The organism is Mycobacterium sp. NGS29 (genome assembly GCF_059812965.1).
Window position 1 is genome coordinate 360,543 of sequence record NZ_JCALDR010000003.1, and the last position, 20,819, is coordinate 381,361.

19 protein-coding genes are annotated in these 20,819 nt (G+C 67.4%); 8 read left to right on the forward strand and 11 right to left on the reverse strand.

Going from position 1 to position 20,819, the window contains the following annotated elements; genetic code table 11:
• Nucleotides 1-10 precede the first annotated feature (10 nt).
• On the forward strand, nt 11-2,683 hold the full coding sequence (locus AC5Y5Z_RS06345; protein ID WP_499923978.1) for a circularly permuted type 2 ATP-grasp protein: 2,673 nt from the start codon (nt 11-13) through the stop codon (nt 2,681-2,683).
• Between the two features lie 11 nt (nt 2,684-2,694).
• On the opposite strand, the gene AC5Y5Z_RS06350 is transcribed toward AC5Y5Z_RS06345, so the two are convergent.
• Together AC5Y5Z_RS06350 and AC5Y5Z_RS06355 are read right to left on the reverse strand one after the other, a co-directional pair.
• On the reverse strand, nt 2,695-3,726 hold the full coding sequence (locus tag AC5Y5Z_RS06350) for a zinc-binding metallopeptidase family protein (protein ID WP_463824990.1): 1,032 nt from the start codon (nt 3,724-3,726) through the stop codon (nt 2,695-2,697).
• Nucleotides 3,719-4,642, reverse strand: a complete 924-nt coding sequence (locus AC5Y5Z_RS06355) for a transglutaminase family protein (RefSeq protein ID WP_473139542.1) — start codon at nt 4,640-4,642, stop codon at nt 3,719-3,721. Before AC5Y5Z_RS06355 ends, AC5Y5Z_RS06350 begins: the two co-directional genes overlap by 8 nt.
• A 124-nt stretch (nt 4,643-4,766) precedes the next feature.
• Here AC5Y5Z_RS06355 and AC5Y5Z_RS06360 point away from each other — a divergent pair, with 124 nt between their 5' ends.
• Together AC5Y5Z_RS06360 and AC5Y5Z_RS06365 are read left to right on the forward strand one after the other, a co-directional pair.
• Entirely contained in the window at nt 4,767-6,014 is a 1,248-nt protein-coding gene (locus tag AC5Y5Z_RS06360; protein ID WP_499923981.1) for an esterase/lipase family protein, read from the forward strand.
• Nucleotides 6,015-6,065: 51 nt separating this feature from the next.
• Nucleotides 6,066-6,455 carry an MmcQ/YjbR family DNA-binding protein gene (locus AC5Y5Z_RS06365; protein WP_463824987.1) on the forward strand — a complete coding sequence of 130 codons (390 nt, stop codon included), beginning with the start codon at nt 6,066-6,068 and terminating at the stop codon, nt 6,453-6,455.
• On the opposite strand, the gene AC5Y5Z_RS06370 is transcribed toward AC5Y5Z_RS06365, so the two are convergent.
• Both AC5Y5Z_RS06370 and aspS read right to left on the reverse strand, forming a co-directional pair.
• Nucleotides 6,442-6,909, reverse strand: a complete 468-nt coding sequence (locus AC5Y5Z_RS06370) for a nitroreductase family deazaflavin-dependent oxidoreductase (RefSeq protein ID WP_473139540.1) — start codon at nt 6,907-6,909, stop codon at nt 6,442-6,444. The genes AC5Y5Z_RS06365 and AC5Y5Z_RS06370 overlap by 14 nt on opposite strands.
• Nucleotides 6,906-8,708 (reverse strand): aspartate--tRNA ligase, encoded by a 1,803-nt coding sequence (aspS, locus tag AC5Y5Z_RS06375; protein WP_473139662.1) that lies wholly within the window; start codon nt 8,706-8,708, stop codon nt 6,906-6,908. Before aspS ends, AC5Y5Z_RS06370 begins: the two co-directional genes overlap by 4 nt.
• A gap of 46 nt (nt 8,709-8,754) precedes the next feature.
• On the opposite strand from aspS, the gene AC5Y5Z_RS06380 reads away from it, so the two are divergent.
• The 3 genes from AC5Y5Z_RS06380 to ypfJ are packed head-to-tail and all read left to right on the forward strand — an operon-like array spanning nt 8,755 to nt 11,085.
• Complete coding sequence (locus tag AC5Y5Z_RS06380; protein WP_463825434.1) at nt 8,755-9,642, forward strand: oxidoreductase; 888 nt, start codon at nt 8,755-8,757, stop codon at nt 9,640-9,642.
• 11 nt (nt 9,643-9,653) lie between these two features.
• Entirely contained in the window at nt 9,654-10,154 is a 501-nt protein-coding gene (locus tag AC5Y5Z_RS06385; protein WP_499924031.1) for an SRPBCC family protein, read from the forward strand.
• Nucleotides 10,155-10,200: 46 nt separating this feature from the next.
• Entirely contained in the window at nt 10,201-11,085 is an 885-nt protein-coding gene (ypfJ, locus tag AC5Y5Z_RS06390; protein WP_463824985.1) for a KPN_02809 family neutral zinc metallopeptidase, read from the forward strand.
• Here ypfJ and AC5Y5Z_RS06395 read toward each other — a convergent pair.
• Together AC5Y5Z_RS06395 and AC5Y5Z_RS06400 are read right to left on the reverse strand one after the other, a co-directional pair.
• Nucleotides 11,082-11,948: a dihydrodipicolinate synthase family protein gene (locus AC5Y5Z_RS06395; RefSeq protein WP_499923982.1), complete on the reverse strand. Its 867-nt coding sequence runs from the start codon at nt 11,946-11,948 to the stop codon at nt 11,082-11,084. The genes ypfJ and AC5Y5Z_RS06395 overlap by 4 nt on opposite strands.
• A 14-nt stretch (nt 11,949-11,962) precedes the next feature.
• Entirely contained in the window at nt 11,963-12,757 is a 795-nt protein-coding gene (locus AC5Y5Z_RS06400) for an aldolase (protein WP_463824982.1), read from the reverse strand.
• A 50-nt stretch (nt 12,758-12,807) separates the two neighbouring features.
• Here AC5Y5Z_RS06400 and AC5Y5Z_RS06405 point away from each other — a divergent pair, with 50 nt between their 5' ends.
• Nucleotides 12,808-13,338, forward strand: coding sequence for a helix-turn-helix domain-containing protein (locus tag AC5Y5Z_RS06405; protein ID WP_463824981.1), 531 nt, complete (start codon nt 12,808-12,810; stop codon nt 13,336-13,338).
• On the opposite strand, the gene AC5Y5Z_RS06410 is transcribed toward AC5Y5Z_RS06405, so the two are convergent.
• The 3 genes from AC5Y5Z_RS06410 to AC5Y5Z_RS06420 all read right to left on the reverse strand — a co-directional run bounded on the left by AC5Y5Z_RS06410 (nt 13,335) and on the right by AC5Y5Z_RS06420 (nt 16,801).
• Entirely contained in the window at nt 13,335-14,492 is a 1,158-nt protein-coding gene (locus tag AC5Y5Z_RS06410; protein ID WP_499923984.1) for a DUF4132 domain-containing protein, read from the reverse strand. The genes AC5Y5Z_RS06405 and AC5Y5Z_RS06410 overlap by 4 nt on opposite strands.
• Nucleotides 14,480-16,285 (reverse strand): hypothetical protein, encoded by a 1,806-nt coding sequence (locus AC5Y5Z_RS06415; RefSeq protein ID WP_499923985.1) that lies wholly within the window; start codon nt 16,283-16,285, stop codon nt 14,480-14,482. Before AC5Y5Z_RS06415 ends, AC5Y5Z_RS06410 begins: the two co-directional genes overlap by 13 nt.
• A 72-nt stretch (nt 16,286-16,357) precedes the next feature.
• A complete protein-coding gene (locus tag AC5Y5Z_RS06420) occupies nt 16,358-16,801 on the reverse strand; it encodes an Rv2576c family protein (protein ID WP_463824979.1) in 444 nt (147 codons plus the stop codon).
• A 73-nt stretch (nt 16,802-16,874) separates the two neighbouring features.
• Between AC5Y5Z_RS06420 and AC5Y5Z_RS06425 the strand changes: the two genes are divergently transcribed.
• Nucleotides 16,875-18,434: a purple acid phosphatase family protein gene (locus AC5Y5Z_RS06425; RefSeq protein WP_499923987.1), complete on the forward strand. Its 1,560-nt coding sequence runs from the start codon at nt 16,875-16,877 to the stop codon at nt 18,432-18,434.
• A gap of 1 nt (nt 18,435) precedes the next feature.
• Here AC5Y5Z_RS06425 and AC5Y5Z_RS06430 read toward each other — a convergent pair whose 3' ends face one another.
• Nucleotides 18,436-19,464 (reverse strand): Rv2578c family radical SAM protein, encoded by a 1,029-nt coding sequence (locus tag AC5Y5Z_RS06430; RefSeq protein ID WP_473139534.1) that lies wholly within the window; start codon nt 19,462-19,464, stop codon nt 18,436-18,438.
• Nucleotides 19,465-19,531: 67 nt separating this feature from the next.
• Nucleotides 19,532-20,782, reverse strand: coding sequence for a PE-PPE domain-containing protein (locus tag AC5Y5Z_RS06435; protein WP_499923988.1), 1,251 nt, complete (start codon nt 20,780-20,782; stop codon nt 19,532-19,534).
• Nucleotides 20,783-20,819: the final 37 nt, after the last annotated feature.

Consider the following 20,819-nt stretch of genomic DNA (forward strand, 5'->3'; position numbering starts at 1 on the left):
GTCCGCAGATATGACACTCGGTCTCAGTGCAGCGTCGGCAGCTTCCTCGGAGTCCTACGACGTCGACCGTCTGCTGGCCGGATACCGCACCGCGCGCACCCAGGAAGCGCTGTTCGATCTGCGCGACGGTCCCGGTGCCGGTTACGACGAGTTCGTCGACGCCGACGGCAACGTCCGGCCGGGCTGGGACGAGCTTGCCGACGCGATCGCCGAACGCGGCCGCAGCGGCCTGAACCGGCTGCGGTCGGTCGTGCACAGCCTGATCGACCACGACGGCATCACCTACACCGGGGTCTCGGACGGACAGGCCGGGCGCGAAGCGGCCTCGGGTCACGGACCCGAACCCGGACCGTGGCGGCTGGACACCCTGCCGCTGGTGGTGTCTGCGGCCGACTGGGATGCGCTGGAAGCCGGGCTGGTTCAGCGCTCGCGGCTGCTGGATGCCGTGCTGGCCGACCTGTACGGCCCGCGCCGGCTGCTCATCGAAGGACTGTTGCCCGCGCAGCTGGTCTTTGCCCATCCCGGCTACATCCGGCCCGCCAACGGCATCACCGTGCCCGGGCACCATCAGCTGTTCATGCACGGCTGCGATGTCAGCCGGCGCTCCGACGGCAACTTCTGGGTCAACGCGGACTGGACTCAGGCGCCGTCGGGCGCCGGCTACGCGCTGGCCGATCGCCGGGTGCTGGCGCACGCGATCCCCGACCTCTACGAGCAGATCGCGCCGCGGGCGAACACCCCGTTCGCGCAGGCGCTGCGGCTGGCGCTGATCGACGCCGCGCCGGACGTGGTGCAGGACCCGGTGGTGGTGGTGCTGAGCCCCGGCATCTACTCCGAGACCGCGTTCGACCAGGCGTATCTGGCCACGCTGCTGGGTTTCCCGCTGGTGGAGAGCGCGGACCTGGTGGTGCGCGACGGCAAGCTGTGGATGCGGTCGCTGGGCACCCTCAAACGCGTCGACGTGGTGCTGCGCCGGGTCGACGCGAGCTACGTGGACCCGCTCGACCTGCGCGCCGACTCCCGCCTGGGCGTGGTCGGGCTGGTGGAGGCGCTGCACCGCGGCACAGTGACCGTGGTCAACACGCTGGGCAGCGGCATCCTGGAAAGCCCCGGGCTGCTGCGCTTCCTGCCGGAGCTGGCCGAGCGGCTGCTCGGCGAGGACCTGCAGCTGCAGACCGCACCCGTCTACTGGGGCGGCATCCCGGCCGAGCTCTCCCACCTGCTGGCGAACCTGCCGTCGTTGCTGATCAAACCGGTGGACGGCGGGGAACCCCTGGTCGGCCCGACGCTGTCGGCCGCGCAGCTCGCCGAGTTGACCGCCCGCATCGAAGCGGCGCCGTGGCGGTGGGCCGGTCAGGTGCTGCCCACCTTCTCCTCGGCCCCCACCGACCATGCCGGCGTGCTGTCCTCGGCCGGTGTCGGGATGCGGCTGTTCACCGTCGCCCAGCGCGGCGGGTACGCCCCGATGATCGGCGGCCTGGGCTATGTGACCGCCCCAGGTTCGGCTGCATACACCATGAAAACCGTTGCGGCCAAAGATGTGTGGGTGCGCCCGACGGAACGCGCGACAGCCGAGACGATCACCCTGCCCTCGGCGCCGCAGCCGGCCAAGACCGGCGCCGGCACCTGGGGTGTCAGCTCGCCACGGGTGCTGTCCGATCTGTTCTGGATGGGACGCTACGGCGAGCGCGCCGAGAACATGGCGCGACTGTTGATCGTGGCGCGCGAACGCTACCACGTCTACCGCCACCATCAGGACAGCGAGGAAAGCGAGTGCGTGCCGGTGCTGATGGCCGCGCTGGGCCGCATCACCGGGACCGACACCGGCGCGGGCGGTGCCACCGAGTACGACCACGCCGAGATGATCGCGGTGGCTCCTTCGATGCTGTGGTCGATGACGGTCGAGCTGGACCGGCCGGGTTCGCTGATCCAGTCGGTGGAAGGGCTGGCGCTGTCGGCGCGCGCGGTGCGCGACCAGTTGTCCAACGACACCTGGATGGTGCTGGCCAGTGTCGAACGCGCCGTCGCGTTGCGGTCCGACCCGCCGCAGTCGCTGGCCGAGGCCGATGCGCTGCTGGCCGCCGCGCAGTCGCAGGCACTGGCCGGGATGCTGACCCTGTCGGGGGTGGCCGGCGAGTCGATGGTGCGCGACGTGGGCTGGACGATGATGGACATCGGCAAGCGGATCGAGCGCGGGCTGTGGTTGACCGCGCTGCTGGCCGACACGCTGACCACGGTGCGCGGCACGGTGGCCGAACAGTCCATCGTGGAAGCCACCCTGGTGGCCTGCGAGTCGTCGGTCATCTACCGTCGTCGCACGCTGGGCAAGGTCAGCGTGGCCGCGGTGACCGAACTGATGCTGTTCGACCCGCAGAACCCGCGCTCGCTGCTGTACCAGGTGGAGCGGTTGCGCGCGCGCCTCAAAGACCTGCCCGGCTCGTCGGGCTCGTCACGCCCGGAACGGATCGTGGACGAGATCGGCACCCGGCTGCGCCGCTCGGATCCCGCCGAGCTGGAAGAGCTGGTCGACGGGCACCGCGAAGAACTGGCCGAGCTGCTCACCTGGGTGCACGCCGCACTGCGCGACCTGGCCGACGCGCTTGCTGCGACGCAGTTGGCGTTGCCCGGCGGCATGCAGCCCCTGTGGGGTGGCCCCGACGAGCGCCGGACGATGCCCGCGTAGCGGCGCGGAGCTCAGGCGGCCGCGGTGGTCTCGTCGATCACGGTGTGCACGAACTGCATCTTGTCCAGCACCGCCGGCGGCAGCACGAACGGATACAGGTCGTCGTGGCCCATCGACCGGTTCACCATGTTCAGCGACCACGACAACGGCAGCCACATGTCGATGATGGTGGGAAACGCGCTGGGTCCCAACGGCGGTCGGTCGAACGTGGCCGCCGCCGGCGCCAGGCCGCAGGACGCCGAGGTGTCCAGCGTGTCGCGGATGTGCAGGTAGTGCGCAAACGTCTCCGCCCAGTCCTCGGCGGGGTGCATGGTCGCGTACGAGGAGACGTAGTTCTTCTCCCAGCCGTCCGGTGCGCCCTCGCTGTAGTGCCGGTCCAGCGCCGCCTGATAGTCGGAGTCGGGGTCTCCGAACAACTCGTTGAACCGCGCCAGGTACTCCGGCGACTGGATCAGCCGGTAGAAGTAGTAGTGGCCCACCTCGTGGCGGAAGTGCCCGAGCAGGGTGCGGTACGGTTCGTCCATCTCCACCCGCAACTGCTCGCGGTGCACGTCGTCACCCTCAGCCAGATCCAATGTGATGACGCCGTTTTCGTGACCGGTGATGACATTCTGGTGCGCACTGGACAGCAACCGGAAGGCCAGTCCGTAGTCCGGATCTTCATCACGGCCGATGATCGGCAGTTTCAGTTCGTGCAGTTCGGCGACCAGACGCCGCTTGGCCGCTTCGGCCCGGGCGAACTCGGGCAGACCAACCGTGTCGTCATCGTTGGGCCGCTCGATGGTCAGCGAGCAGGACTCGCACAGGGTGCCCGGCGGATCGACCGGGACCAGCCAATTGCATTCCGCCACATACAGATTGGCGCACAGCTGATATTCGGCCGCCGCGACGGCGCCGGCGTGGTCGCTGTCTTCTTCCTTTTTGGCGATCACCAGCAGCGCCATCTGTTCTAGCGAAAAGCCAAGGGCGCTGCCGCAATTCAGGCAGGCCGAGTTCTCGAATGTCAGGCGTTGGCCACAGTTGGGACAACTGAAATCACGCATAGAGTTCATCACCTTCGAATGGGACGACGTCGACACCGACGTCGATGACACTGCGCTTGGAGTTGGTGTAGATGATGCCGCGCAGCGGTGGCACATCGGCGTAGTCGCGGCCGCGCCCGACCACAATGTAGCGCTGATCGACCAGCGCGTCGTTGGTGGGGTCGAGCCCCATCCACTCGTGCTGACCCGCCTGTTGCGGCGTCCATACCGACGCCCAGGCGTGGGTCGCGTCGATGCCTATCATTCGATCCTTTCCGGGGGGCGGGTTGGTGGCCAGGTATCCCGATACGTAGCAGGCCGCCAAACCGTTGGCGCGCAGACAGGCGATCGCCAGCCTCGCGAAGTCCTGGCATACCCCTTCACGCGCCGTCAGAACCTCGTTGACACGTGTGGAAACCGTCGTCGAACCGGAACGGTAGGTGAAGTCGGTGTAGATGCGGTTTGCCAGGTCGCGCAACACCTCCACCAGAGGGCGGCCGGGCGCGAAACTGGGTGCGGCGTAGTCGCGTACCTCGTCGGTGATCTCGGGCGGGGTGAGGTCGAGGGTGAAATCGGTAGCCAGCGCGCCCTGCATCCCGGCCGGGCGGGCCGCCTCCCACGGTTGCAGCGCCGGCCCGCTGGTGTAGAGGTCGGCGGTCGGCAGTCCGACGTCGACGATCGAGTCGCTGATGATGGTCAGCGCGCGGTGCGGTGTGGTGACGTGAAAGTACGAGCTGATGTTGCCGTAGGTGTCGCGGCTGGTGGATCTGTCCGCCGGCTCCGGGTCGATGACCAGCCGGTGCGCGACGCAGCGCTGGCGCAGCGAATCACGCGGGGTGAGGAACCCGCGACCGTAGGAGCCGGTCACGAGGTCGGAGTAGCGGTATTCGGTGCGATGCGTGACCCGGTAGCGCTTGGTGTCCCGAAAGTCCGTCACATGCCCAAACCTACTGGGGGCCGGCCGGCGCTGCGGCGGGCAGACCCGGGAATCTGGCCGGCCGGTTTGCAATCGGACGCGAAACGGGAACACTTGTTCACTGAAACGCCGAAAGGAGCTTGTTGTGCAGGCAGACGAAATCCGTTCGCTGGCCGATCTCGCGGGGGAAGGCACCCGGGTGCTGACCACGCTGGTCCGGGACATTCATCGGGGTATCGCCGGCCGGGTCTTCGGCACCATCGGCCCGGCAGCCGCGCCGGTGAGGGTGGTGCACGACACCACCGCGTCCACCATCTACAGCCTGGTGGACCACGCGGTGCGCGGGTCCCTCTACGGCGCCGGGGCGTTGGCTGCCAACACGTGCAGCAATGAGGACGACGAGACGATCGAGGCCCGGCCCCGGATCGCCGGGGTGCTGGCCGCGCTCAACGGCATCTACGGCGACGAGATGACCAACCGCGACAACGGCTTGGCGCTCACCATGCAGATCCGCCGCAAGGGGCTGCCGGTCGGGTTGAGCAGGGGCGCCATCGCCACGGCGTTCCCGAAAGCCACCAGCCGGATCGTGGTCTTCACCCACGGCTGGTGCATGACCGAGCGGTCCTGGTGGCGCGCACCGCGCACCGGCGAGGAACTGCGCCCCTACGGCAAACGCCTGCGCAAGGACCTCGGCTACACGCCGGTCTACCTGCGCTACAACAGCGGCCGGCACATTTCCCAGAACGGGCAGGCGCTGGCCGATCTGATCGATCGGCTGTACGCGGTGTGGCCGGTTGCGGTGGAGGAACTGGTGCTGGTGGGCCATTCCATGGGTGGGCTGGTCTCGCGCAGCGCGTGCCACTACGGCCAGCAGCACGAACACGCGTGGACCGACGACGTGTCCCACGTGGTGTGCCTGGGCTCGCCGCATCTGGGAGCCGACCTGGAAAAGGGTGTCAACGCCGCATCCTTCGTGCTGGCGCAGCTTCCCGAGACCCGAGGCGTGTCGAAGTTCCTCAACACCCGCAGCGCCGGCGTGAAGGACCTGCGTTACGGCGCTCTGCTCGACGAAGACTGGCAAGACTGCGACCCGGACGAATTCCTGCGCGACCGGTGCCAGGAGGTGCCGTTCCTGCCCGGCGCGGTCTACCACTTCGTCTCCACCACCGCGGCGCCGCGTGCGGTGGGTCTGCTGATGGGCGACCACCTGGTCCGGCCGAAGAGCGCGGCGGGTCAGGGCAAGTACCGGTCGATCCCGTTCGACGCCGCACACGGGCTCATCCTGGCCGGCCTCAACCACTTCGATCTGCTCAACCACCCGTCGGTCTACGACAAGCTGGTGACCTGGCTGAGCGGGCAGCAGACGACCGAGCAAACGATGTCGGTGGGCTGATTTCTGCGCTAAATATTCCTCAGCACGGCAAATGCGCGCACAATGAGAGGCGTGGCTACCTGGGACGACGTCGCGCGCATCGCCGCCGAGTTGCCGCTGGTCGTCGAACATTCACAGCACGACTGGCGGGTCGGCAAGAAGCTGCTGGCCTGGGAGCGCCCGTTGCGCAGGTCGGACATCGAAGCGCTGACGCGCCACGGGGTGCAGCCGCCGACAGGCGACATCCTGGGCGTACGGGTGCCCGACGAGGGCGTGAAGTTCGCGCTGATCGCCGACGAGCCGGACATCTACTTCACCACCCCACACTTCGACGGCTACCCGGCCGTGCTGGTCACGCTGGCCGATATCGGGTTCTTCGAGCTCGAGGAGTTGATCACCGAGGCGTGGCTGACCCAGGCGCCGCGGCGGCTGGTGAAGGAGTTCCTGGCTAAGTCGTCGTAGCCGTTGCCGCCGCCCTTGCGCTGCGTCCGCGCTGCAATTCGAACAGCGGGATCACCCGGGTGGTCTTCGACTGATACTCGGCGAAGCCGGGCGCCTTGGCGGTGACCTTGTCGAACAGCGCGTCGCGCTCCTCGGCGGGCAGTTCGCGCGCGGTCACATCGTAGGCGTCGGTGCCGATTTCGATCCGGGCAGCAGGATTTGCCCGCAGGTTGTGTACCCACGCCGGACTCACCGGCGCCCCAGCGAAGGACCCGATGATGATCAGCTTGCCGTCGATGTCGAAGTAGGCCAGCGGCGAGATCCGTTGCTCGCCGGACTTGGCACCGGTGGTGTGCAACAGCAACAGGTCGGCGCCTTCGAACTGGCCGCCCACCTTCCCGTCGTTGGCGCGGAACTCCGCGATGATGTCCTGATTGAACGTCTTGGCCAGCTCAGCCAGATCCCTGTCGGTCATGCCCCCTGAACCGGCTTGGGCGTGAAATCTATTCCCGACTCCTTACGCTGCTGCGCGGTGATCGGCGCGGGCGCATCGGTCAACGGGTCGACGCCACCGCCGGTTTTGGGGAACGCGATCACCTCGCGGATCGAGTCGACGCCGGACAGCAACGCATTGATCCGGTCCCAGCCGAACGCGATCCCGCCGTGCGGCGGCGCGCCAAAGGTGAACGCCTCCAACAGGAATCCGAATTTCTCCTCGGCTTCGGCGGGATCGAGGCCCATCACCGCGAACACCCGCTCCTGAATATCGCGCCGGTGGATACGAATCGAGCCGCCGCCGATCTCGTTGCCGTTGCAGACGATGTCGTAGGCGTCGGCCAGCACCGCGCCGGGGTCGCTGTCGACGATGCCCTGGTGTTCGGCCTTCGGCGAGGTGAATGCGTGGTGCACCGCGGTCCACGCCCCGGAACCGACAGCGACGTCACCGGCCTCCACCGCGTCGTCGGCCGGCTCGAACAACGGCGGGTCCACCACCCAGACGAACGCCCAGCTGCCGGGTTCGATCAGACCCAGCCGGTGAGCGATCTCCGAGCGCGCCGCCCCCAGCAGTGCGCGCGACGGCTTCACCGGGCCGGCCGAGAAGAAGATGCAGTCGCCCGGGCCGGCGCCGACGTGAGCGGCCAGGCCGTCGCGCTCGGCGTCGGTCAGGTTCTTGGCGACCGGTCCGCCCAGCGTGCCGTCGTCACCCACCAGCACGTAGGCCAGGCCCCGATGCCCGCGCTGCTTGGCCCATTCCTGCCAGCCGTCCAGCGTGCGCCGCGGTTGGGACGCCCCGCCGGGCATCACCAACGCACCCACATAAGGTGCCTGGAAAACCCGGAACGTCGTGTCTTTAAAGAACTCTGCGCATTCGACGAGCTCCAGACCGAAGCGCAGGTCGGGCTTGTCGGAGCCGAACCGGCGCATGGCGTCGGCGTAGGTCATCCGCGGGATCGGGGTGGGGATCTGGTATCCGATCAGGGCCCACAGCGCGGCCAGGATCTCCTCGGAGATCGCGATGACGTCGTCGACGTCGACGAAGCTGAGCTCCATGTCGAGCTGGGTGAACTCGGGCTGGCGGTCGGCACGGAAATCTTCGTCGCGGTAGCAGCGGGCGATCTGGTAGTAGCGCTCCATGCCGGCCACCATCAGCAGCTGCTTGAACAGCTGCGGGCTCTGCGGCAGCGCATAGAACGTGCCCGGCCGCAACCGGGCCGGCACCAGGAAGTCACGCGCGCCTTCCGGGGTGGACCGGGTGATGGTCGGTGTCTCGATCTCGACGAAGTCGTGCCGGCCCAGCACCTCGCGGGCGGCCGCATTCACCTTGGCGCGCAACCGGATTGCCGCAGCCGGTGCGTCGCGGCGCAGATCCAGGTAGCGGTACTTCAGCCGCAGCTCCTCCCCCGCCGGCTCGTCGAGCTGGAACGGCAGCGCCGCGGACTCCCCCAGCACGGTCAGCGCGGTGGCGTTGACCTCGATGTCGCCGGTGGCGATGTCGGGGTTGGCGTTGCCTTCCGGGCGGATCTCGACCACGCCGGTGACGGCGACGCAGAACTCCGAGCGCAGCCGGTGCGCCTGGGCCAACACCTCGGATTCACGGAAGACCACCTGGGCGACGCCGGACGCGTCACGCAGGTCGATGAAGATGACACCGCCGTGATCGCGGCGGCGCGCCACCCAACCGGCCAACGTCACCTGCTGTCCGGCGTCGCTGTCCCGTAGCGAACCCGCGGCGTGGCTGCGCAGCACAAAAACTCCTTCAGACCTGGGTTGGATGACTGCCCAGTCTAAAGGGCGGGTTCCGCCCGGTACTTTTGCCGGTATTCCTACCTCTGTCGCACTCGTGGGCCCCGGCGCCGTCGGCACAACGGTCGCCGCGCTGCTGCACCGCGCCGGTCACCCGGTGTCGCTGTGCGGCCATACCCCACGCGAACGCATCGAACTGCGGCCCGATGGCGGTTCAGCGATTGTGGTGCCCGGGCCGGTGCACACCGACCCCGCCGACGTCGACGGCCCGGTCGAGGTGGTGATCCTGGCCGTCAAGGCGACCCAGAACGACGCCGCGGCAGGCTGGCTGACTCGGTTATGTGATGAGCGCACGGTGGTGACGGTGCTGCAGAACGGCGTCGAGCAGGTCGAGCAGGTGCAACCGCTGTGCCCGTCGTCGACCGTAGTGCCCGGCAGCGTGTGGTACTCCGCAGAAACCCAGCCCGACGGGTGGGTGCGGTTGCGTGGGGAAGCCGCGCTGGTGCTGCCCACCGGACCCGCGGCCGAAGCTGTTGCAGAGTTACTGCGGTCCGGGGGCTGCCGGGTGGACTGCGACCCCGACTTCACCACCGTGACGTGGCGCAAGCTGCTGCTCAACGCGCTGGCCGGACTGATGGTGCTGACCGGGCGGCGATCCGGCATGTTCCGCCGCGACGACGTGGCTGCCCTCTCGCGCCGATATGTGGCCGAATGCGTCGCGGTGGCCCGCGCCGAGGGTGCCCAGTTCGACGACGACGTCGTTGGGCAGATCGTCGATTCGTTCCGGGCGGTGCCCGAGGACATGACGACTTCGATACTGACCGATCGCGAACACCACCGACCGCTGGAATGGGATCTGCGTAACGGGGTGATCGTCCGCCGGGCGCGCAGGCACGGGCTGCCCACCCCGATCAGCGACGTGATCGTGCCGTTGCTGGCCGCGGCCAGCGAAGGCCCCGGCTAATGTCTGAGGCCATGCACCCGTGCGAACACGTCGGTCTGGACTTCATCGACAACGCCCGCTTCCGGTTTCGCAACAGCGTCGACCTGGCCATCACGCCCGAGCAGCTATTCGAGGTCTTCTCCGACGCCGAGTCGTGGCCGCGCTGGGTCGCCGTAATCAAGACGGTGACCTGGACCAGCCCGAAGCCATTCGGCGTCGGCACCACCCGCAACGCCGACCTACGCGGCGGCATCGTCGTCAGCGAGGAATTTCTGGCTTGGGAACCGTTCAGCCGCATCGCATTCCGCTTCAACGAAAGCTCGACGCAAACTTTCGCTGCGCTAGCCGAGGATTACCGGGTTGAGGCCATTCGGGGCGGTTGCCGGCTGAACTGGACCATGGCCGTGCAACCGGCCGGGCCGGCGCGGCTGGCGATGCCGCTGTTCGCGCCGCTGCTGAACCTCACGCTGCGCCGATTCCTGCGCACGCTGCGTACTTACACCGACAACCGATTCGCCACAGCGCAGCGATAGGCTGATTGCGGCGCGGTAACCAAACTCTGATTCCGGGGAGCGTGCGATGACCTTCAACGAGGGTATGCAGATCGATACCAGTTCTGCGTCCTCGTCCGGCGGCGGTGGCGGGATGGGTCCGATCGCCATCGGCGGGGGGATCGGCGGATTGCTGATCGTGGTGGTCGCGATGCTCCTGGGCGTCGACCCCGGCGGGATCGTCAGCCAGCAGCCGGTGGACACCAGCGGCGACGTGGCGCCCGGTTTCGACTTGACCAAGTGCAAGACCGGGGCCGATGCCAACAGGTACGTGCAGTGCCGGGTGGTGGCCACCGGTAACTCGCTGGACGCGGTGTGGAAGCAGCTGGTTCGCGGCTACACCAAGCCCAAGATGCGGCTGTTCAGCGGCTCGGTGAGCACCGGCTGCGGACCGGCCAGCACCGAGGTCGGACCGTTCTACTGCCCGGTGGACAAGACGGCGTATTTCGACACCGACTTCTTCTCGGTGCTGGTGGACCGGTTCGGGTCCAGCGGTGGACCCTTCGCGGAGGAATACGTGGTAGCCCACGAGTACGGCCACCACATCCAAAATCTGCAGGGCACCCTGGGCCGGTCCCAGTCCGGCGCGCAGGGCGCGAAAGGTGGTGGCGTGCGCACCGAACTGCAGGCCGACTGCTACGCCGGGGTGTGGGCGCACTACGCCTCCACCGTCACGCAGGAGAGCACCGGCAAACCGTTCCTGAACCCGTTGAGCGACAAGGACATTTCCGATGCCTTGTCGGCGGCGGCGTCGGTGGGCGACGACCGTATCCAGGAGCAGGTGAACGGTCGCGTCAACCCCGAATCCTGGACGCACGGCTCGTCGGCGCAGCGCCAGAAGTGGTTCACCATCGGATATCAGAACGGTGACCCGAACAAGTGCGATACCTTCGCCACCAACGACCTGGGTTAAGTCAGGATCTGCTGTAATGCGCTGCGGCCCTGCTGGTCCAGCGGCAATTGCGGTGCCCGGGGATCGCCGACCGGTGTGCCGAGCAGGTCCAGTCCGGCCTTGACGGTGGTGGGCAGCCCGCCCGCCACGATGAACTGCAGCAGCGGTTTGAGGTCGTCGTACAGCCGCTGCGCCCGGTCCAGATCGCCGGCGCGCACCGCGTCGTACAGCTCGATGCACGGCTGGGGACGCAGATTCGGTGCGGCCGTGCACCATCCGGATGCACCGGCCTTCAGCGCGTCGAGCACCAACGGGTTGCTGCCGTTGTAGAAGGGCAGCCTTCCGCCGCTGAGTTCTCTGATGCGCTGCATGCGGGACAGGTCGCCGGTGGACTCCTTGACCATGGTGAGGTTGTCGATGCCGTCGAACATCTCGACCAGCAATTCGGGACGCATGTCGACGCCGCTGGTGGCCGGATTGTTGTAGGCCATGATCGGGATTCCGACAGCCTCACCGATGCTGCGGTAGTGCTGCGTGATCTCGCGGTCGGACAGCTTCCAATAGGAGACCGGCAGCACCATCACCGCATCGGCGCCGGCCCGCTGCGCGTACTGGGCACGCCGAATTGTCTTGGCGGTCGTCACATCTGAGACACCGACGATCACCGGCACCCGGCCATCTACCGCGCCCAGCGTGGTGTCAACAACGGTGTCGAATTCCGATTCGTCGAGGTAGGCCAGCTCCCCGGTGCTGCCGAGCGGGGCGATCGCGTGGACTCCGGACGAGACCAGCCGGTCCACCAGCGCGGCCAGCCGCTCGGTGTCGATGCCGTCGTCGCCGAACGGCGTGACCGGGTAGGCGATGATCCCGTGAACGGTGGGCACGCGATTGCTCCTTTTCAGCCGGCGGTGAGCGCGTCGGGGTGCCGCTGGAGCGCTCGTCTGGCGTAGTAGGCGAAGTTCGCCCGGCTTCGCGACGGGGTCAGGGTCCAGTCGTGTGCTTCGCGGGCCAACTCGTCGGGTAGCGGCTGGATCGCACCCGCCGCCATGGCGGCGAGCTGCAGCTTGGCGGCGCGCTCGATGAGCACCGCCAGCGAGCACGCCTCCGCCACGCTGGCCCCCGCTACCAGCTGTCCGTGGTGGGCCAGCAGCGCCGCTTTTTTGTCTCCCAGTGCGGCGGTGATGATTTCGCCTTCCTCGTTGCCGACGGGCACGCCCGGCCAGTTGGCCAGGAACGCGCAGTCGTCATACAGCGGCGTGGTATCCATGTGCGAGACGATCAGCGGCACCTCCAGCATGGACAGCGCCGCGACGTGAAAGGGATGGGTGTGCACGATGCACTGCACATCCGGCCGAGCCCGATAGATCCAGCTGTGAAAACGGTTGGCGGGGTTAGCCATTCCCTCGCCTTGCACCACGTTGAGGTCTTCATCGACCAGCAGCAGGTTGCCTGCGGTGATCTCGTCGAAGCCCAGGCCGAGGCGCTGGGTGTAGTAGGTGCCGGGCTGCTCGGCGCGGGCGGTGATCTGTCCGGCCAGCCCGGAGTCGTGGCCGGCCTCGAACAGCACCCGGCAGGTCAACGCGACCTGCTGGCGGGTGGTCAGATGCCCGTCGACCGATTCGGCGTCCAATTGTTCCTGGGCGCGGCGCATCAGTTCCGCTTTCGAGTCGGAGAACGTGGAGCCGGCGACCATGTGACACAATGTACCGCATAGGAAACTTCGTGTCATGAGAGGCTGGGCCGGTGACCGCACTGCTCCGTGCCGTTCGCCGGCAACGCGGACTCACCCTCGAGCAGCTGGCCGAGCGGGCCGGCCTGACCAAGAGTTACCTGTCGAAGGTCGAACGCGGGCACAGCACGCCGTCGATAGCAGCGGCCCTCAAAGTCGCTCGCGCGCTCGACGTCGACGTCGCCCGGTTGTTCTCCGACAGCCCGGCCGAGGAAACGTTCGTCGTCGACAGGGCCGAGCCCGACCCGGGGCGTTACCGCGCGCTGGCCACCTCGCTGTTGGGAAAGTCCATGTCGCCGTTCGTAGTTCGGCCAACCGGTGCCGCCGCCGACGATCCGCATCCCACCCACAGCGGCCAGGAGTTCGTATTCGTGCACGCCGGAGTCGTCGAACTCCGCTATGGCGAGCAGACCGTGACCCTGGGCACCGGCGACAGCGCGTACTTCGACGCCTCCGTCGGGCATACGTTACGGGCGGTCGGCGGGGTCCCGGCTGACGTCGTCGTCGTCGCGCATGCAGAACCCGACCGCCGACGCACAGATTAGCCCTGGTCGAACAGCTGCGGTGCGTCTCCGGCATTGATCACCGCGCGCCAGCCAGCGGCCTGCTCAGCGGTCATGTCGGCGTCCCCCGCCACTCGAACGGTAACTGTCCCAGCGGGCCCGGCCGTCGCTCCGAGCGGTCGGAAAAGCGTTGGACCGCAGTCGGTTTCGGCGACCCAAACCAACCGGCACGCCAATCGGCTCAGCACCGGATGCCCGAGGACATAGCGTTCGAACTCCGCCACGGACCACCGGCGCTGCCGGTGCATCGCCTCGGCCAGTCGAGCGGTCTGCGCGGTGACCACCGGGGCGAGCAGCTTGCGGGCACGCGCCAGATACGCGCGCGGGACCGTCTTGTACGGACCGGCCAGGTCCCCTTTCGTGCACGGATTTCCGTCGCCGTCGTACACCGTGATACTCAGATCCGCCTGTAGCACAGCGAAATACGGTTCGGGCCCGTAACTCAGTTGCAGCCGGCCCGCGTTGTCGAATCCGACGTAGGGAACTGTGCGGTCAGCGGCCTCGTCCGCCGACCATCCCCACCGAGCGGGCAACTCGGCCAGTTGCGCGGCGGCCTCCTCGATCAGCCGAGCCGACTTCGACCGATACGCCACCGACGTGAGGACCCGGACGGCGTCGACGCTGTCGATATGCCCGAGCATGGTCAACAGGGCGCTGCATTGCGCCATCCGCGCCGTGTCGAAACTACGCAGGAATTCCTCCGCCAGCGTCGGCGCATTGGGGCTGGCGCAAGCGGCCACCACCGCCAGCACACCCTTGGACTTGATGGCCGAGACCGTCTGCTGGGCAGTCTGGCGGGAATGAAAGGCGTACTCGTCAGCCGTCGTCCAGGCATCGATCAGGAAGTCGCCTAACGCAAATCGATCTTCGGCGGCGAACAACGCAAGGTGGTGTCGCAGCCCTCCGTCCGGCGCAGGGTCGTTGGCCTCACACGCCTTGATGACCAGCCAACGCACGACCGACGCAGGCACCGGTGCCAGGCCCTGCTCCCAACGCATCGTCGGCACCCGCTCCCAGAGCAACCAGGACAAGCCGGCCGGCGCATCTTTGCGCAGCGCCGTTTCGGCTTCGGCAATCAGATGCTCGGGTGTCAGATAGTCGGCCGCAGGCCTTCCCGCCGCGGTCAGCGCCCCCAACAGAGCCCCTCGGACGCGGTCGTCGGTCTCGATCCGCAGGCAGGTCTCCAACCGCGGCACGTCCGCTGGTCTGCGGTGTGGGCTATCCATTGAGCTGCGGCCAGTCGGACCTTGACGCGGCCGTCAGCCAACGCGGTGTAGATGCGGGCGCGGCGGTCGGGAGCTTTGGCGAGAACCCGCTGAGCTTGCGCGCGATTGCTGGTCTTAGGCCCCAGAGCGGCGGGAAACAGTGCGTCGGCCGCGTCGGGCGGCAGCACCGGAAGTTCGGCCAGCAGGTCCCAATAGACCTTGGGCGACTCGATGTGGGGGCTGGCGTTCATCGCCCTATCGGCCAGATACTGAGCGTTCGCAGTGAGGAACGGAAGCACATCGGCGGAGGGCCAACCCTGCCCTATGTTGCCCTTCGCGTAGTGGTAAACCAGCCCGGTGTCGGCTTGCTCGGTCAAGTGACCGAGCAAGCCGGCCAGCTCAGCCAGCGACGGGCCGCCGAGTTTGGCGTGCACAGCATCGGCGAACTCGTAGAAATCGAAGGGATGGTCCCTCAGGTAGTGACACACCACCAGTAGCACCACCATGTCGACATGCTCCGCCTCCGCAAATTCGCGGATCGCATCGCGCATTCGATAATTCGCGAACCGCGGCCATGGATTCTTCCGGTCGGGTGCCCGGCCGGCACGGAGTATCGTTTCGACGGTCAGCAAATCTTCCGCACCCATCAGCGGCGGCGGGCTGCCACCCCAATCGTTGCCCACGACTATCGAATTAAGCTGCGCGAAAAGCTTTTCCAAGGCTGGGCGGACCGGCGTGGGATCAACGACCGGCCACCCCGGCCCCGGCTCGGGGAGGGGAATAATCGGCGCCGCGGCATCGCGCCATTCGTCGACGATCAGGCGCACGCTGGGCGCGCGGTCGGATTGTGCTGTGGCCGTTGCCCATTGGCGATCGGCGTCGATATCGGCATACCGCCATGCAGCGCGCAAGGCGGCGGCTCGGCGCGCCGGGGGCCCTGAGACCTGACGCTGAAACGCGGCAAAGAGCGCCGCTCTATCACAACGTCCACACAGCCGCTCGGCACGAACAGCAACATTGCCGGTTGCCTCCACCATGAACGTGGCCAAGGTGTCCGCGAAGGCCGCGAGCGCAGTGCCGTCCAGAGGTTCGAGCAAGTCGAGCACTCGCTCGCGGATGTCCTCGCCGGTTTGTGCGGCGGCCAGCGGCGCGAGTTCGGCGGCGTGCCGGACTACGGCAGCGGCATAACCGCGTGTCGACAGCAGGATGTTGCGGGTCGGCCACATCCAACCGCTGGGCCGGTCCGCGGCTCTGCTGAACGCTGCCGCGAGCAACTCGCCGCTCCTGCCGCCCGCCGCCACAACCATCTCATCCAGGGTGTCGTAGCCGACGGGAAGATCCGGGAAATTTCTCTCCAACGAACTCCACTCGCCGACGAGGTCACAGATCAGGTTCTCGATGGCGTCGCCGCCGGCAATCGGCGCCAGCGTCAGGGTGTACCGCTTGAGCAGCAGCACTATCTCCGCCCAGCGCAGTCGAACTCGGGCAGGCATGGTGTGCAGCAACGCATGAGCGTCTTTCAAGCGATCGTCGCGCGGCAACGTTTCCCACGTCTTGATGCCGCCGACGGCGGTCAGCCGCTCGACTAAATCTGGCCCGGCGTCTCCGGAAGCGACGAACTCGGCGACGTCGCGGCCAAGCGTCGGGTCGGCATTCTCGACCCAGGCGTCCAGCGCAGTGCGAACGGCGGCGCGCCACCGCTCGACCTGAGCATCACTGACCACGCGAACCACCGTAGTGCGCCGGTAACCGCTAATTCCGCGCCCGTGGGGGCCGACCGCTCCCCGCGGCGCCGGTTACCAGGGACGCGTAGCGCAGGTGACCGCGGTGGTGGCGTTCTGCGTCACCACCACCTGGCCGTCAACAGCGATCTGACACTTGATCTCCGCGATGTTGCCGGAGCTGCAGTCGGGCCACCGGCAGGAACCGCTGGCAGCGATGAACGCCCACTGCCCCGGGTTGGTCAGCGTCGCGTTGTAGACCAGGGGTTCTCCGCCGCTGAACGTCGTCGGCACGGTGGTCATGAACTGCGCCGAATTGGCGTCGAAGGCCGCCTGGTTCGGCGGATCGCTGGTGATGTAGCGCAGACTGCCGGTGAGATTGCCGGTGGTGACGATGGTGTAGGTGACCTGATGCCCCGTCGGGTCCGCATGTGATGCCGCAGGCGGGGTCGCGGCCACCACGGCCGCGCCGAGGAAGCCGGCTGCGACCGCGCTCGCCAGTTTTCGCACGTTCGTCATATCGGAAACGCTACCGGATTCGTTACCTGGGCTCGTTCCGTTGGTGTTCACCCGCTTGCGGTATGAAGCAGCCATGACCGACGACCCGCAACGCACCGGCGTCAGCCGGCGCGCGCTGCTGGGAACCGGGGCCGCGGCGGCGGTGCTCGGCGCCGGCGCGGGGGTGGGGGGTACTGCGCTGCTGCGGTCCCGCGGTCCCGGCGTCTGGTACCAGCCCGATCGCGTCGGCGCGCCTCCGGTGGGTGGGCTGCATCTGCAGTTCGGTCGCAACGCCGGGACGGAGGCGGTGGTCTCTTGGCACACCACCGACGCCGTGCGCAACCCCCGGGTGCTGCTGGGTACGCCGACGGGTGGGTTCGGCAGCGTGGTGGCGGCCGAGACACGGACCTACCGAGATGCCAAATCCAACAGAGATATTCGCGTCAATCACGCGCGCCTGTCCAACTTGACGCCCGACACCGACTACGTGTACGCCGCCGTGCACGACGGCGCCACCCCGGAACTGGGCACCCTGCGAACCGCCCCGTCCGGCCGAAAGGCATTGCGCTTCACCAGTTTCGGTGACCAGTCCACGCCGATGCTGGACACACTGGTCAACGGCACGTACACCAATGACCACATCGGGTCACCGGCGGCCGGCGACACCACTGCAGCAATCGAGCGGATGGCGCCGCTGTTCAATCTGGTCAACGGTGACCTGTGCTACGCCAACCTCGCCAGCGATCGGGTGCGCACCTGGTCGGACTGGTTCCAGAACAACACCCGGTCCGCGCGTTACCGACCGTGGATGCCGGCGGCGGGTAACCACGAGAACGAAAAGGGCAACGGCCCAATCGGTTACGGCGCCTTTCAGACGTTCTTCGCGGTGCCGGATTCGGGGGCCGGTGCCGAGTTCGCCGGCCTGTGGTACTCGTTCACCGCCGGCTCGGTGCGGGTCATCGCCCTGCAGAACGACGACGTAGCCCTGCAGGACGCCGGCAACTCCTACGTGCACGGGTACTCCGGCGGCGAGCAACGACGTTGGCTGGAAAAAGAACTCGCAGCGGCTCGGCGCGATCCCGACGTTGACTGGCTGGTCATCTGCATGCATCAGACGGCGATATCCACCGCCGAGGCCAACGGGGCGGATCTGGGGATCCGGCAGGACTGGCTGCCACTGTTCGACCAGTACCAGGTTGATCTGGTGCTGTGCGGCCACGAGCATCACTACGAACGCTCGCATCCACTGCGCGGCGCACTCGGCACCGACACCCGAACGCCCATCCCCGTCGACACCCGCACCGACGTGATCGACCCGACCCGCGGGACGGTGCACCTCGTCATCGGCGGGGGCGGCACCTCGAAGCCGACCAACGGCAAGTTCTTCGCGGACCTGAAATGCCGGGTGATCACCGGCGTCGGCGACACCGACCCGGAAAACGGTCACCGGACGCCGATATACGTGCTGGAGGACGCGCCCTGGTCGGCGTTCCGTGACCGCGACAATCCCTACGGCTTCTCGTCTTTCGATGTCGATCCTGGGCGGCCCGGGGGCAACACGTCGATCAAGGCGACGCACTACGCGGTGGCCGGGCCGTACGGCGCCGTGACCCCGATCGATCAGTTCACTTTGACCAAGCCGCGTCGCGATTGACTCAGAACAGCGTCGGCTGCAGGGGTTCCGGCGCGACGGCCGCTTCCATTGCCGGTGACGACGGTCGGTGGTCCCCGCCCAACCGGTGCCTGGCGACCAGCGGGCGGGCGCGTTCGCTCAGCATGGCGCGGTAGTCGGCCGGCAGATATGCGCCGCGGCGGTACAGCTCCCGGTACCTGCCGACTAGTTCCGGGTGGGTGCGGGCCAGCCACGACATGAACCAGGCGCGGACCGAGCCGCGCAGGTGCAGGCCGAAGACGGTCACGCTGGTTGCCCCGGCCGCGGCGATCAGACCCAGCAGCTCGTCGAGGTGCTCAGCGGAGTCGGTCAGGTGCGGCAACACCGGTGCCACCATGACGTGGCAGTCCAGGCCCGCGTCGCGAATTGCGGTGACAAGACCCAGCCGTGCCTGCGGCGTGGGCGTGCCCGGCTCGACCTCGCGATGCAACTGCGGGTCTCCCACCGCCAGCGACACCGCTACTGACAGCGGAACCCGTTGCGCCGCTTCGGTGATCAGCGGCAGATCCCGGCGCAACAGGGTGCCTTTGGTCAGGATCGACATCGGCGTGCCGGATTCGGCGAGCGCAGAGATGATGCCGGGCATCAGCGCGTAACGACCCTCGGCGCGCTGATAGGGGTCGGTGTTGGTGCCCAGCGCCACGGTGTGACGCCGCCACGACGGTCTTCGCAGTTCGCGGCGCAGCACCTCGGCCACATTGGTCTTCACCACGACCTGGGTGTCGAAATCGGCGCCGGAGTCGAAGTCCAGGTATTCGTGGGTGGGCCGGGCGAAGCAATAGCGGCAGGCATGCGAGCAGCCGCGGTACCCGTTGACGGTGTAGCTGAACGGCAGTGCTGTCGCGTCCGGCACTTTGTTCAGCGCCGACTTGCACAACACCTCGTGAAACGTCATGCCCTCGAACTGCGGCACCCGCACGCTGCGGACGAAGCCGATCCGCTGCAGCCCGGGCAGCGCGCCATCATCGACGGGTGTGCCGTTGACGGCTACCGTTTGGCCGGTCCAACGCATTGCCCTATTCGAACAATAGTTCGATGACAAGTCAAGGTGGACGACGTCTGCGGCTGTCAGGACAGCATCACAACAAGCCGACCAGGGATCCGCCGGAAAAATAGGGTCCCGCCGCTGGCGTCAGTGACGAATAACCGGCATTGACGATCGGCTGCAGCAATGAATTGAGGGAGCCGACGATGGGTTGCGGAACACCGAGCTGCGCGAGCGGCAACAGCATCGGAAGGATCGGCGCGGGCACCATGTAGGTGGTGATCGTGCCACCGGCCGGTGTCGTAACGCTGGACAGCTCCACGGTGTCCGCCAACGACACGAGCGATGTGGTGTTGTGCTGGTAGATCGTCCCGAACAGCGCGTTGACCACCGCTGGAATATTCCAGGGCCGATCGGGCGGGTTGCCGAAGGCGTCGTACTGACCAAAGACCACGCTGACGTCGTATTGGGTGTTCGGCAAGCTCTGCCTCGTGTAGTCGATCAGCGGCACATGCGTCCCGGTCGGTAGGTAGGTGCGAGCCAGGCCCAACTCGGGACTCGAGAACACGGTGAACTGCAGAGCATGAGCCGGTGGTGCGGTCGGGTCGGCCGCCAGATACGCCAGCTCGCTGTTTACGACGAGCGATCCCATCGACAAGCCGGCGATCTGTACCGGTGAACCGCCGGCCGTGGCCACCGCGTCGAGGATCTGACTGTGCAGTGCCAATCGGCCGATGGCAACGGCCACGTTTGCGCCCGGGGCATTCAGGCTGCCGCTGAAGATGCCGATGCTCGCGGGGTAATTGACCACCGAAGCGATGCTGTCCGGGAACCACCTCCCCCCGATCGCCCCGTTGAGCAGGTCGTAGCCCTGTAGCAGGGACGCCGAGATCGGGCCCGGCACACCGCCAGCAAGCAGCGGAAGTCCCAAAAACGGCAGCTCGAGAACGAAGCGCGGATTGTAAAGCGGTCCGGCACCGGGGACTGTCAAGCGCACGCCTGCCGCCGCGTTCGGCAGTTCGGCACCAGCACCGATCAGCGGGCTGCCCCACAGCTGTCCGACGTTGGCGATCTCGGTGCTCAGATACATCCGTGCCGACGCCGTCAGATTGTCCACCAGCTGCCCGTGGAATTGAGCTGCCTGGACCGAGACGGCCTGGAATTCCCGGCCATGTCGTTCGAACAACGCAGCGATCCGCGCTGACACCTCGTCGGCTGCCGCAGCTGCCAGCGACGTGGTGGACTGCGCGGCGCCCCTGCTCACCGCACTCAGCGCCGACTCCATCACGCCCAACTCCAGCGCGGCCGTCGCCAACAGCTCAGAGGCCGCGACGACGTACGACACCGGGGGCCTCCTCAACGCGAACGGAAAACAGCTAACG